This is a genomic window from Microbacterium sp. SORGH_AS_0888 (assembly GCF_030818905.1).
Lineage (GTDB): Bacteria > Actinomycetota > Actinomycetes > Actinomycetales > Microbacteriaceae > Microbacterium.
On sequence record NZ_JAUTAZ010000001.1, the window covers coordinates 3,232,126 to 3,244,848 of the forward strand.

Annotated in this window: 14 protein-coding genes; 12 read left to right on the forward strand and 2 right to left on the reverse strand. The window is 69.7% G+C overall.

The annotated features are described in order from the left end of the window. Window positions 1–15 precede the first annotated feature (15 nt). The 4 genes from QE381_RS15775 to QE381_RS15790 all read left to right on the forward strand — a co-directional run bounded on the left by QE381_RS15775 (window position 16) and on the right by QE381_RS15790 (window position 4,176). Window positions 16–873: a branched-chain amino acid ABC transporter permease gene (locus QE381_RS15775; protein WP_307219684.1), complete on the forward strand. Its 858-nt coding sequence runs from the start codon at window positions 16–18 to the stop codon at window positions 871–873. Further along, window positions 860–2,626, forward strand: a complete 1,767-nt coding sequence (locus tag QE381_RS15780; RefSeq protein ID WP_307219686.1) for an ATP-binding cassette domain-containing protein — start codon at window positions 860–862, stop codon at window positions 2,624–2,626. The genes QE381_RS15775 and QE381_RS15780 overlap by 14 nt, the downstream gene beginning before the upstream one ends. Beyond that, the gene (locus QE381_RS15785; RefSeq protein WP_307219688.1) at window positions 2,619–3,308 is read left to right on the forward strand and encodes an ABC transporter ATP-binding protein; all 690 of its coding nucleotides are present in this window, start codon (window positions 2,619–2,621) and stop codon (window positions 3,306–3,308) included. The genes QE381_RS15780 and QE381_RS15785 overlap by 8 nt, the downstream gene beginning before the upstream one ends. A 106-nt stretch (window positions 3,309–3,414) precedes the next feature. Further along, the gene (locus QE381_RS15790; protein ID WP_307219690.1) at window positions 3,415–4,176 is read left to right on the forward strand and encodes an SDR family NAD(P)-dependent oxidoreductase; all 762 of its coding nucleotides are present in this window, start codon (window positions 3,415–3,417) and stop codon (window positions 4,174–4,176) included. 48 nt (window positions 4,177–4,224) lie between these two features. On the opposite strand, the gene QE381_RS15795 is transcribed toward QE381_RS15790, so the two are convergent. Continuing rightward, window positions 4,225–5,031, reverse strand: coding sequence for an SDR family NAD(P)-dependent oxidoreductase (locus QE381_RS15795; RefSeq protein ID WP_307219692.1), 807 nt, complete (start codon window positions 5,029–5,031; stop codon window positions 4,225–4,227). A gap of 68 nt (window positions 5,032–5,099) precedes the next feature. Here QE381_RS15795 and QE381_RS15800 point away from each other — a divergent pair, with 68 nt between their 5' ends. The 8 genes from QE381_RS15800 to QE381_RS15835 all read left to right on the forward strand — a co-directional run bounded on the left by QE381_RS15800 (window position 5,100) and on the right by QE381_RS15835 (window position 10,975). After that, the gene (locus QE381_RS15800; RefSeq protein ID WP_307219693.1) at window positions 5,100–5,669 is read left to right on the forward strand and encodes a MarR family winged helix-turn-helix transcriptional regulator; all 570 of its coding nucleotides are present in this window, start codon (window positions 5,100–5,102) and stop codon (window positions 5,667–5,669) included. A 36-nt stretch (window positions 5,670–5,705) separates the two neighbouring features. Further along, on the forward strand, window positions 5,706–6,176 hold the full coding sequence (locus QE381_RS15805) for a MaoC/PaaZ C-terminal domain-containing protein (RefSeq protein WP_307219695.1): 471 nt from the start codon (window positions 5,706–5,708) through the stop codon (window positions 6,174–6,176). 4 nt (window positions 6,177–6,180) lie between these two features. Then, entirely contained in the window at window positions 6,181–6,639 is a 459-nt protein-coding gene (locus tag QE381_RS15810) for a hypothetical protein (protein ID WP_307219697.1), read from the forward strand. Next, window positions 6,636–7,391 (forward strand): enoyl-CoA hydratase/isomerase family protein, encoded by a 756-nt coding sequence (locus QE381_RS15815; RefSeq protein WP_307219698.1) that lies wholly within the window; start codon window positions 6,636–6,638, stop codon window positions 7,389–7,391. Before QE381_RS15810 ends, QE381_RS15815 begins: the two co-directional genes overlap by 4 nt. 25 nt (window positions 7,392–7,416) lie before the next feature. Then, entirely contained in the window at window positions 7,417–7,962 is a 546-nt protein-coding gene (locus QE381_RS15820; RefSeq protein ID WP_307219700.1) for a MarR family winged helix-turn-helix transcriptional regulator, read from the forward strand. Between the two features lie 78 nt (window positions 7,963–8,040). Next, a complete protein-coding gene (locus QE381_RS15825) occupies window positions 8,041–8,955 on the forward strand; it encodes a 3-hydroxyacyl-CoA dehydrogenase family protein (protein WP_307219701.1) in 915 nt (304 codons plus the stop codon). Next, window positions 8,948–9,748 (forward strand): enoyl-CoA hydratase-related protein, encoded by an 801-nt coding sequence (locus tag QE381_RS15830; protein WP_307219703.1) that lies wholly within the window; start codon window positions 8,948–8,950, stop codon window positions 9,746–9,748. Before QE381_RS15825 ends, QE381_RS15830 begins: the two co-directional genes overlap by 8 nt. Window positions 9,749–9,763: 15 nt before the next feature. Beyond that, window positions 9,764–10,975, forward strand: coding sequence for an acetyl-CoA C-acyltransferase (locus QE381_RS15835; protein WP_307219705.1), 1,212 nt, complete (start codon window positions 9,764–9,766; stop codon window positions 10,973–10,975). A gap of 48 nt (window positions 10,976–11,023) precedes the next feature. Here the strand turns inward: QE381_RS15835 and QE381_RS15840 are convergent, their stop codons facing one another. Next, window positions 11,024–12,478: a benzaldehyde dehydrogenase gene (locus tag QE381_RS15840; RefSeq protein ID WP_307219707.1), complete on the reverse strand. Its 1,455-nt coding sequence runs from the start codon at window positions 12,476–12,478 to the stop codon at window positions 11,024–11,026. Between the last annotated feature and the right edge of the window lie 245 nt (window positions 12,479–12,723).

Here is a 12,723-nt window from a genome sequence, read left to right on the forward strand (position 1 = left end):
AAGGAGTCCACGAACATGATCGAGACCATAGGTGCGGGACTCGTCACCGGAGGAGCGTACGCGACGCTCGCGCTGGCGATCGTGATGATGTACCGCATGATCGGTGTGCTCAACTTCGCCCTCGCGGCGGTCGGGAGCGTGGGCCTCTTCGTCGCGCTCTGGGTCAATGACACCACGGCGGCGCCCTATGCCGTCAGCGCCCTCGTGGGCGCCGTCGTGGCGGCCGCCGTCGGCGCCGTCATGGGACTGGTGGATGCGCGTTGGCTGTCGCAGCTGGGAGTCGTGATCCGATCGAGTGCGACGATCGGCATGATGATCGGCCTCATCGCGATCTCGCTGCAGGTGTTCGGCAACTCGGTGCGCAACGCCCCGTCATTGGTTCCGGGCACGGTGGCTCTCGGTGACTTCCGGCTGCCCTACACCGCGGTCGTGTCGGCAGCGGCGGCCGTGGTGCTGGCCATCGTCGTGTCGCTCTTCCTCGCGCGCACCCGCACGGGCATCCGCTTGCGAGCCATCGCCGCCCGGCCCATCACGGCGAACCTCGTCGGTGTCCCCGTGCGGCGACTCATCGTCATCACGTGGGCCGGCACCGGCTTCTTGGCCGCCATCGCGGTCACGCTGCTCGCGCCGGCGTTCCCGAGCAGCTTCACCGACCTCAGCTTCCTCATCGCACCCGCCCTTGCGGCGGCGCTTCTGGGCGGGCTCGTGAGCGTCGTGTGGGGGGTGGTCGGCGGCTTGGCCGTCGGCGTCCTGCAGGCGTTCATGCTCCGCGGCGGCTGGATCGCCGATCTCCAGGACGTGCTGCCCTTCGTCCTGATCGTCCTCATCCTCGGATGGACCAAGCGCCGGGAGGTCTGGAATGACGCGCGTTAAGGCTCTGCTGTCGGCCACGGTGGTGGCCTCGCTCGCGGCGGTCGTGATCCTCGCCGGCACGCTGCCCAACTTCTGGATCTACCTCGTCACCACGGCGGGTATCAATGCGCTCATCGCGTTGAGCGTCGGAGTGACCTTCGGCTACATCGGCATCAGCTCGCTGTGCCAGCTGTCCTTCGCCGCCGCAGGTGCGTGGATCACCGCCAAGCTCGTCTTGGACTTCGGCCTGCCCGTGCTGGTCGCGGTGCTCGCCGGGGCCGTCGTCGCCGGGGTGCTCGGCACGCTCGTCGGGGTGTTGGCCCTGCGCCTGCGCGACGTGGATCTGATGGTTGTCACGCTCGCGTTCGCGATCGCCTTCCAGCAGATCATCGGCAATGTCGGTTTCCCGGGCGGCGCCGGCACACTGTTCATCGGGCGCCCGTCGTTCCTCGCCAATGATCGAGTCTTCATGATCGCGACGTGGGGTGCGTTCGCCGTGGTCGCCGGTGCGATGGTCTTCGTCTCGCATCGTCGTCTCGGCCGCTCCTGGCTGGCCATCAAGCACTCCGAGCGATCCTCCGCGGCGATGGGGATGCGGCTTCTTCCCACCCGCTTGATGGCGATCGCGATCGGGGCCGCGATCGCGGGCTTCGGTGGATCGATGCTCCTCGTCCAGCAAGGGGTGATCGACCAGGCGTCGTTCTCGCCGATGGCCTCCCTCACCATCTTCCTCGCCGCGGTCATGTCCGGGGCACGATACGTGGAAGGCGCGGTCATGGCGGGACTGTTCAGCACGATCTTCCCCGTCGTGCTGACCTCGCTCGGGGTCTCGGGCGGTTACAACAACGTGCTCTTCGCCGTCGGCGCGATCCAGGTGCTCGCCACCGGTCGGGAGGGCATGGCCGCCGACATCCGGTCCGGGCTTCGACGCCTTCTCCGCGCGACCAAGGTCGTGCCGGCCGCCGCTGTGCTCGAGACGGGCACCGTGGCGGTGCCGCCCGCGGCCGCCGTGGCCGCGAGCCGGCGTCGCGACGCCGACGCCACGACTCGCGCGGCCGGCGGGGCGGAGACGCTGTCTGTCTCGGGTGTGACGGTGAGCTTCTCCGGCGTGCCCGCTCTGCGCGACGTGGACTTCTCCATGGACGCCGGATCGGTCGTGGGTCTCATCGGTCCGAACGGCGCCGGCAAGTCGACGTTCGTCGACATCGTGTCCGGGTTCACTCGCAGCTACAGCGGCGATGTCCGGCTCGGCGAAGACAGCATGAACGGCTGGGGCCCGCAAGCACGCGCACGCGCGGGGGTGCGCCGCACGTTCCAACGCGAACGCACGATTCCCGAGCTGACGATCGGCGAGTACGTGGCGCTCGCCAGTCCGCACGGGCACTCCGTGGCGATCGCCGAGGAGCTGGCGGCGACGTTCCGCATCCCGGCGCTGTCGACCAGGATCGAACGCGTCGACATCGGAACCCGGCGGCTCATCGAGGTCGTCGCCGCGGCCGCGTCGTCTCCGCGCTTCCTGCTGCTGGACGAGCCCGCAGCCGGGCTCGGCGAGGCGCAGGTCGAGTCGCTCATTCGCGGCGTCTCGGCGATCCCTGCCATCTGCGGTGCCGGTGTGCTCGTGATCGAGCACGACATGCGAATCGTGAGCGCGCTGTGCCAATCGATCACCGTGCTCAACTTCGGGCAGGTGATCGCCAGCGGGGCCCCCGACGACGTCCTGAGCCGGGATCTCGTCGTCAGTGCCTACCTGGGAGGAGCGGACATCGATGAGTGAACTCATCCTCGATGCGGTACGCATCGAAAGAGAGGGCCGCAGCGTCGTGCGCGACGTGAACCTGGTCGCGCGTTCCGGTGAAGTGACGCTCCTGCTGGGAAGCAACGGCGCAGGCAAGACGACCCTGCTGGAAGGCGTGTCGGGTGTCATCCCCATCGCCGGCGGCACCGTGGCGCTGGACGGCGCGCAGCTCAACCGGCTGTCCGTCTTCCGGCGCACGCGCCTGGGCCTGGCCCACGTGCAGGAGGGGCGAAGCGTCTTCGGACCGCTGACGGTCGAGGAGAACCTCAGGGTCACGGGAGGCGCGAGCGACATCGCGCGCGCCTACGACCTGTTCCCCGAGCTCGTGGAGAAGCGCACGACGCCCGCCGCGCAGCTGTCCGGCGGTCAGCAGCAGATGCTCGTCATCGCCCGTGCCCTTGCGCAGCGACCGGCTGTGCTCATGATCGACGAGCTGTCGCTGGGGCTTGCCCCCAAGCTCGTGACTCGCCTGCTGAAGGCGGTCCGATCGCTCGCGGACGACGGCCTGGCGATCATCCTCGTCGAGCAGTACGCGCACCTCGCTCTGACGTACGGAGACCGCGCCTATCTCTTCGCCCGCGGCTCGGTGGCGCACGAGCTCTCCTGCGCCGAGCTCATCGACCAGCCGGACCTGCTTCGCGCGGTCTACCTGGACACCTGATCCCTCACCCCTGAAAGGAAGTCATGGGTCTCGAAATCTTCAGCGGAGTGATCGGCCGCACTGGGGACCGACACGGTCATCGTCGGCGCGGTGTGGGGGCGACGGCATGACGGGTCGGCTGGCGGGCAAGTCCGTTCTCATCACGGGGGCGGCCGGGGGTCAGGGCATCGTGGCGGTGGAGATCATGGCTCGTGAAGGTGCCACGGTGCTCGCGACAGATGTCGTGGAGCTGTCGCCGGCCCTGCGGGAGCGGATGTCGGCCGCGTCGGCGGAGTACGTGCGCGCCGATCTGACCGAGCCCGGCGAGGTCGACCGGGTGGTGACGGCCACGCTGACGCGATCGGGTCGCATCGATGTCCTCTACAGCAACCACGCGATCACGCAACCGCTGCAGCCGTTCATCGAGACGACGACGGAGTTCTTCGACCGCGTGTTCGAGATCAACGTCCGCTCGGTCTTCCGGCTGACGCAGAGGTGCGCCGTCGAGATGCGTCGCGCGGGTGGCGGAGTCATGGTTCTCGTGGCCAGCACGGCGGGGCTCCGCGCCGTCCGGGGGATCACCGCGTACTCCATGACCAAGGCCGCGCTCATCCAGCTGGGACGCTCACTGGCGGCGGAGCTGGCCGATGACGGCGTGCGCGTCAACGTCATCTGTCCCGGTGTGATCGACACGCCGATGGCGACGCTGCCCACCGCCCACCTCGAGGAGGCCGAGCGGGAGACCGTGGCGCAGGCGGTCATCGACTCCGCCGCCCTGCGGCGTATGGGGCGGCCCGAGGAGGTCGTTCAGCTCGGGGTGCATCTCGCGAGCGATGAGTCCAGCTTCACGACCGGCGCCGTCATCCCGGTCGACGGCGGGGTCTTCTGAGACGCCCGTGGAGGGGTCGCGCCCGTTCGTGGGCGCGGCCCCTCCACGTCAGCGCGAGGTCCAGCCGCCGTCGACGGTGATGACCGAGCCGGTCACGAACGACGACGCATCCGAGCAGAGCCAGGTCGCGACATCCGCCACCTCGTCAGGGCGGCCCATCCGCCCGATCGGCAGATTGGCCAGCTGGACCGCGTCCGCGGCCTCTCTCTCCTCGGGGGTGTTCCCGAAGGCGCGGGCGCTCGGGGTGTCGATCGTGCCGGGAGCGATGGCATTGACGCGCACGCCGGCCGCGGCGTGCTCCAGGGCCGCGCCGCGTGTGAGTCCGATCACGGCGTGCTTGGTGGCGGTGTAGGGCACCAGGTCGGCGAACCCGACCATCCCGAACATGGATGCCATGTTCACGATGACGCCGCCCTGCTCCTGCATGTAGCGCAGCTCGTGCTTCAGGCACAGCCACGTGCCGGTCACGTTGACGGCGAGGATCCGGTCGAAGTCCTCTCGACGCCAGTCGACCAGCTTCCGTGGCGGGCCGCCGAACCCCGCGTTGTTGAGCGCGTAGTCGAGCCCGCCGAAGCTGTCCACCGTGGCCTCGACCGCCGCGCGCACGTCGGCCTCGACCGATACGTCGCATCGCAATGGTCGACCGATTCCCCCCGCCAGCTCGATCTGGCGCACCGTCTCCGCGGCGGCCTCGACATCGATGTCGGCCACCGCGACGGCGTCGCCGCGCGCGGCGAAGGCAAGGGCGCTGGCGCGGCCGATCCCGGCGCCGGCGCCGGTGACGAACGTCACGCGATGGTCGCGGTTCCGGGTGGTCGCGGTCTGAGCGAAGGGGGTGTGCGCCGGTGCATCCATGGAGGTGACCTTACCCCGAATATGTTCGATATCGAACGAATTTCGTCCGTTCGCGCTAGGCTGGCAGTGTGACTCGGAAGCGCGGACGCCTCGCCCCTCGTGCGAGTGAGTTCGGCGAGCTCGCGCGCGCCGCGCTCGTGGCGTCGCGGCCGGACGCGTCCGTGGAGTCCATGGATGTCGTGCTCGGGCTGGTGCGAGTGGGCAACCGGCTGCAGCACGACCTCGAGAGGACCGTGCATCGTCCCCAGGGGATGACGTGGGCGGCGTACCGCGTCTTGTTCACCCTGGGCGCGGCCGGCCCGCTCGCGCCCAACGACCTCGCGCGTCTGTCGAGCGTGACCCCGGCGAGCATGTCCGCCGTGCTCAACACCCTCGAGAAGTACGGCATGGTGACGCGTGCCCGCTCCGACGTCGACGCCCGGATGACGATCGTGACCATGACCGACCATGGCGGGGACACCCTCGAGCGCCTCTTGGGCTTGAACAACCGGCGTGAAGAACAATGGGCGGCGATACTCACCGAGCGGGAGAGGGTGACACTCATCCGCCTCCTCGACAAGCTCCTCGCGGCTCACCTCCCGCCCTTCGATCCCGACGAGGAGCAGGGAGCCGGGTCGACCCCCCAATCTGTCAAATAGTTGACAATGTGGGGTTCCGCCCCCATGATTGTGGTCATGACGACGATGTCGATGACGATGACGCAGCTGGCGGCCGCCAGGGATGTCCCCCTCGGCGTGAGCGGAGGGCTGACCGTCTCGCAGGAGCGCGTGGACCGCTTCGCCGACGCGACGGGCGACCATGCGTGGATGCACGTCGACGTCGAGCGAGCCGCCGCGAGCTCGTTCGGGGGGACGATCGCGCACGGCTTCCTCGGACTCGGTCTGATGCCGTTGCTGCTCCTCGACCTCCTCGAGGTCTCCGACTCGGCCTTCGGGCTCAACTACGGCGTCGAGTCGGTGCGGTTCCCCTCGCCGCTCCTGGTGGGAAGCAGTGTGCGGCTGCAGGCGACCCTCGTCTCGGGTGAGCTGCGCCCGCAGGGCGTGCTCGCCCGCATCGCCGGCACGCTCGTCGTCGATGGTGCGGTCAAGCCCGCCGTGTCGGCCCAGATGCTCGCTCTGTTCATGCGTCACACCGAGGAAGGATGACAACATGTCGCGTCGAATCGTGACCGGGAACGTCGAAGGGCGTTCGAGGGTGATCTCGGACGAGGAGATCGTCTTCGACGGATTCTCCGCGCAGGTCTGGACCGTCGAACCGGATGCCCTGCCGTCGTGGATCTCGCCTCACGATCCCGCGACCGCGCTGCCCTTCGAGCCCGCCGCCGGCGCGAGCCGGTCGATGATCGTGCACCTGACGCCGGAGAACGTTCGCGAGCAGCGGGCGATGCCGCTGCCGGGCGTTCGGGAGCACGGCTTCCATACGACGCGTTCCATCGACTACGTCGTCGTCCTCGACGGCTGGATCCGCCTCGATCTCGACGACGAGAGCGTCGATCTCGCTGCCGGCGACGTGGTGATCCAGCAGGCGACGAGCCACGCCTGGAGCACGGTGGGAGAAGAGTCCGGAACGTTCTTCGTCGTGGTCACGACCGTGGACGCGCTGCTGTGACGCAGGTCGTCACGAGCGTCGGCGACGACGGCGTCGCGCGTCTCGCGCTGGGAGGGGAGGAGACGTTGAACGCCCTCGATGACGGCGTCGTCTCCGACTTCGGGCGGGCGTTGTCCGCGGTTCTCGCGGATCCGAGGGTGCGCGTGGTCGTGGTGGAAGGGGGCCGGCGCTCCTTCAGCGTCGGAGGCGACCTCGCGATGCTGGCGGAGATGCATCATGAGGTCGTCGGCGGCGCGGGGGAGGCCGTGGTGTCGCGCCTGCGGGCGAATGCCGATGTCGTCCATGAGCTGCTGACGGCATCCACGCCGACGATCGCCCTCGTGGAGGGGTACTGCATCGGGGCGGGCATGGCGATCGCGGCGGCCTGCGACATCCGCATCGGATCCCCGCGGGCGACCTTCGACACCGCATATCTCAGCGTCGGCCTGGGGAGCGACTTCGGTCTGGGCTGGCTGTTGTCGAGGCTGTGCGGTGTCTCGCAGGCGACCGCGCTCCTTCTCTCGCCCGGCCGGATCTCGGCTGATCATGCCCACCGCATCGGGCTGCTGACCGAGGTGCACGATGACGCCCGAGCGCAGGTCGCGGCGCTCGCCGCCCGGATCGCCGGATACCCGGAAGCGGCGGTCGCGGCCATGAAGGACAACGTGCGGGCGGCGTCTGGCCAGGGGTTCGCCGAGTACGCCGACGGCGAAGCTCGACGCTTCGTCGAGACGCTGGCGGCGGCTTCGTCGTTCGGTGCGCCCAGGACCTGACCGGGTTCGCACATATCATGAGGCCATGTCAGTGCCCGACAATCCTGCGCCCCATGACATCGGACCTGTCGAGTACAGCGACGCCGCGATGCGCTACGCGTCCTCGATCGAGGACGGTGTGGACGCGAGTCATATGCGTCTCGGAATCAATCTGGTCCGTGCCGCCAATGTCTTCGTCGGGGTCTCGGAGCGCCGGGTGCACCGCCCGAAGGGTCTCAGCTGGAGCGGCTTCAGCGCGATGTTCGCCCTGTCCGTCTTCGACGCTCTGGAGGCGCGGACCATCTCGCGGCTCATCGGCGTGACGCGACAGGCGACATCGGTCGTCCTGGCGACGCTCGAGCGCAAGGGGCTCATCACGCGGAAGCGTCCACGGGATGCGGACGGTCGCCTGCTCACGGTGCGGCTGACCGACGAAGGGCGCCGCATCGCTCGTGAGGCCGTCACCGAGCAGAACCTGCTGGTCGAACGCTGGTTCGCGCCGTTGACCGATGATGAGCGCGCGCAGCTGGATCGGCTGCTCGAGAAGCTGGTCAACCACGGCGATGCCGCCGACGAGGCCGATCGCAGCTAGTCGTCGGGGCGACACTTGATAGTCAAGTAGTTGACAAAGTAGTCTGAGGGTCTGGATCCCTTACGACAACGGAGTCTCATGTCTCACCCATCCGCCTCGCTCGCCGACGGCTCCCTCCCTCGTCCTCCCCTCGTCGTCGGCATCGTGGGCGCCGGGCTGATGGGCGCCGGCATCGCCCAGGTCGCTGCCGTCGCCGGGCACACCGTGCGCCTGACGGATGTCGCCCCCGGCGCTGCCGAGGCGGCGCGCGAGGCGATCGCCGCTCGACTCGCCGCTGCGCGCGACCGCGGGCGCATCTCCGCCGAACTCGCCAGTGACGCGCTCGAACGCGTCTCTGCCGTCGACGATCTCGCGTCGCTGGCCGACGCCGCGATCGTCGTGGAGGCGGTGATCGAAGACCTGGCGATCAAGCGAGAACTGTTCGCGCACGTGGAGGAGGTCGTGACGGACGACGCGATCCTCGCGTCCAACACGAGCTCGCTCCCCATCACCCACATCGCCGGACGCACCCGCAACGCCGCGCGAGTGATCGGCACGCACTTCTTCTCGCCTGTCCCGGCGATGGCGTTGTGCGAGATCGTCCGTGGCTCGGCGACCTCGGACGCGACGGTCGCACGTACGGTCGCGTTCGTCGAGTCCCTCGGCAAGGAGCCGATCGTGGTCTCCCGGGACGACCCCGGCTTCGTGACCTCCCGACTGATCACCGTGCTGACGCAGGAGGCGGCGCGCATCGTGGAGTCTGGTCTGGCGACACCCGAGGACGTCGATCGTGCGTGTGTTCTCGCATTCGGGCACGCGCTCGGGCCTCTCGCGACGCTCGACCTGACGGGGATCGACGTCGCGGTGAACGCCGGCGCGGCGATCCGGGAGGCCTCCGGGGACCCGCGATTCGAGCCGCCGTTCCTTCTCAAGCGGATGGTGGCCGCGGGGCGTCTCGGTCGCAAGTCGGGCCGAGGGTTCTTCGACTACGACCGGGAGGTGTCGCGTGGCTGAGATCAACGAGGTCGTGGCCGTCGAACGGATCGACCACGTCCTGGTCGTCACGATCCGGCGTCCGGAAGCATTGAACGCCGTGAACGCCGCCGTGAGCACAGGCGTCGCCCGGGCGATGGAGCTGTCGGAGTCGGATGTCGACATCCGGGCGGTCGTCATCACCGGCGCGGGGGAGCGGGCGTTCTGCGTCGGCGCGGATCTGAAGGCCCTCTCGGCGGGCGCGTCGGTGCTTCCCGATGATCCGGGCCTCGAGCGCTGGGGATTCGGAGGGTGCACCGGGCGATACGGCACGAAGCCGCTCATCGCCGCCGTCAACGGACTCGCTCTCGGCGGTGGCCTCGAGATCTGCCTGATGGCGGACGTGATCGTCGCCGATGAGCGGGCATCGTTCGCGCTGCCCGAGGTCACCCGTGGGATCATCGCGGCGATGGGCGGGGTCGTCCGGCTGTCCGAACGTCTTCCCCAGACGGTGGCGTGGGAGATGATCCTGTCGGGCGAGTCCATCGATGCCGCTCGTGCCCACCAGCTCGGCCTCGTGTCACGGCTGGCTCCCGCGGGCTCCGTGCGGGAGGTCGCGCTGGAGGTCGCTGCCGCCATCTCGCGCGCCGCCCCGCTGGCCGTCCAGGCCAGCAAGCGCATCGCGCGGGGGATCGTGGACGGTGCCGTGGCGGCCGAGTCCGGTCCCCTCGCCCTGAGCGACGCCGAGCATCAGCGCGTGCTCGAGACGGAGGACAGTCGCGAGGGGCCGCGCGCGTTCGTCGAGCGGCGACCGCCGTCGTGGTCCGCGCGGTGAGAGAGGAGTGAGCGAATGAGCGACTACAAGGATGACGATGTCCTGATCGCCTCGGTGGTGCGCACCCCCATCGGCCGTGCGAGGAAGGGAAGTCTCGTATCGGTGCGTGCCGATGATCTCGCCGTGCAGGCGGTCTCCGCCGCACTGGCCGCCGTGCCGGAGATCCCGGTCGATGCGGTCGAGGACCTTTATCTCGGGTGCGCCGAGCCGGAGGACGAGCAGGGGCAGAACATGGCGCGCCGCGTCGCCGTGCTGCTCGGTCAGGACCGCCTGCCGGGCGCGACGGTCACGCGCTTCTGCGCCTCGTCGCTCCAGGCGCTGCGGATGGCCTTCCATGCCGTTCGCGCGGGGGAGGGCGACGTCTTCGTCGCCGCCGGGGTCGAGAGCGTGAGCCGCTACGTGGCCCGCGAGCAGCGTCCGCATCCGGCGTTCGAGGGCCCCGGAGCCCGGGCTCGGCAGCAGGCGGAGGGCGACTCCTGGGTCGACCCGCGCATGGAGGGAGAACTCCCCGACGTCTACGTGGCGATGGGGCTGACGGCCGAGTTCGTCGCGCGACGTCATGGAGTGGGCCGGGAGGATCAGGACGCTCTCGCCCTCCGTTCGCAGCGGCGCGCGGCCGGCGCGATCGCCTCGGGACTCTTCGCGCGGGAGATCGTCCCCGTCCGCCTCACGGACGGCACGATCGTGGATGCCGACGACTCCCCGCGGCCCGCAACCACCCGAGAGGGGCTGGCGGCGTTGCCGCCCGCGTTCGTGCCCCACGGCACGGTCACGGCCGGCAACGCGTGCCCGCTCAACGACGGCGCGTCGGCTGCTGTCGTGGTCAGCGGGCGCACCGCCCGGGCCACGGGTCTCGTGCCGCGTGCGCGCATCCTCTCGTCTGCCGTGGCGGGCGTCTCTCCGGAGATCATGGGGATGGGTCCCGTGCCCGCCATCCAGACGGCACTGGATCGAGCGGGCGCGCGTGTGGACGACATCGACGTCTTCGAGATCAACGAGGCGTTCGCCTCGCAGGTCGTCGCCTCGCAGCGTGCCCTCGGCATCGACGACGAGCGTCTCAATCCGCTGGGCGGAGCGATCGCGCTCGGACACCCGTTCGGAGCGACCGGTGTCCGCATGGTGGGAACCCTGCTCAACGGGCTATCCGTGCGGGGTGGCACTCTCGGCGTGGCCGGGCTCTGCATCGGCGGCGGTCAGGGCATGGCCGTGGTGATCGAGGCGCTCTGAGGTCCGTAGACCGTGGGGAGGGCGGATGCGCCGCCCTCCCCACGGGGATCAGAACGGATACGGGGCGATCGACGGCCGCACGGTCAGCCACTGCGTCTCCGTGAACGCCTCGATGTTGGCTGCGGCTCCGCCGAAGCGCGACCCGGTGCCGGAGGCGCGGACGCCGCCGAAGGGAGCGTTCGCCTCGTCCGAGACTGTCTGCTCGTTGATGTGCACGATGCCGCTCGGGACGGCATCCGCGACCTCCATCGCGAGTCCGACATCGCCGAGGACGCCGAGGGAGAGACCGTACTCGCTCTCGCTCGCGAGGGCGACCGCCTCGTCGATCGTCGCGAAGGAGCGCACGGGTGCGACGGGCCCGAAGATCTCCTCCGCCCAGGCGCGGTGGTGGCCCTGCACATCGTCGAGCACCGTCGGGGCGTAGAACAGCCCCTCGTATGTGCCGCCGGCGGCGATACGGGCGCCGGCGGCGACCGAGTCCTGCACGATCGCGTGTACTCGTGAGCGCTGCCCCTCGTCGATGAGCGGCCCGAGGGCCACCTGCTGCGAGGCGGGGTCGCCGACCGGAAGGTGCGCCGCCTTCTCGGCGAGTGCCGCAACGTAGTCCTCCTTGAGGCTCTCGTGGACGAGGTGGCGCCCCGTGGTCATGCAGATCTGACCCTGATGCATGTAGGAGCCGAACGCGCCCGCCGAGGCGGCGAGTGCCAGATCGGCGCCCGGGAGCACGATGAGCGCGTTGTTCCCGCCGAGCTCGAGATGCGTGCGCTTCAGGTGACGCGCGCCGAGCTCGCCGACGCGGCGCCCTGCGGCGGTCGAGCCGGTGAATGAGACGATGCGCACCTCGGGTGCCGTGACCACGGCCTCGCCCACATCGACGCCGCCGACGAGCAGCTGCAGCACGCCGTCGGGCAGACCTGCTTCCTGGAAGACGCGTGCGAGTGCCACGCCACCGGACACCGCCGTGCGCGGGTCGGGTTTGAGCAACACGGCGTTGCCCAGTGCGAGCGCGGGGGCGACCGACCGGATCGACAGGATGAGGGGGAAGTTGAAGGGCGCGATGACGCTCACCACGCCGGCGGGACGCCGCCGTGCGAAGCTCCAACGCTGCTCCGACGAGGGAAGCACGTCTCCGGCCGGATGTGTCGGCAGCGCAGCGGCTTCGTAGCACTCGGCTGCGGCGATCGATACTTCCAGAGCCGCCTTGGGTGGGATCGAGCCGGCTTCGCGCACGATCCACGACTCGATCTCGGCAGCGTGCTGCGTCCACAGGTCTCCCGCTCGTCGCAGCACTGCGGCGCGCTCCGCCGGCGGGCGAGCCGCCCAGTCGCGCTGGGCCAGGGAGGCCGAGGCGCCGGCGCGTTGCGCGTCCTCCGCCGTCGCGAGGGCGACGTCTCCGAGATGCTGTCCGGTTGCCGGCGCGATGACGGCGCGAACCTCGCTGCGCTGGCTCGGGGCTCTGTCGGGCTGCGTCCGGGGCCAGGTGTCGGGGGCGAGTAGGGTCATGATCTCCTCCTTGAGCGGGTATGCAGATAGTCTAATCATTGACAATCGACATCGGGCTTCCGGAGCGATGACCGTGGGTGTGCTTCAGGCTCGGTCTCGGCGGACATGACCACAGCGAGCTCAGCCGGTCTGTGCAACTGCTCCAGGGCTGGGCGTCCGTCAGTGGTGGCTCCCGAGAGCGTGCGAGCTCACCGGTGTCACGGAACATCGCACGAGCGAAGGCAAGCCGCGCCGCTGCGCGATCG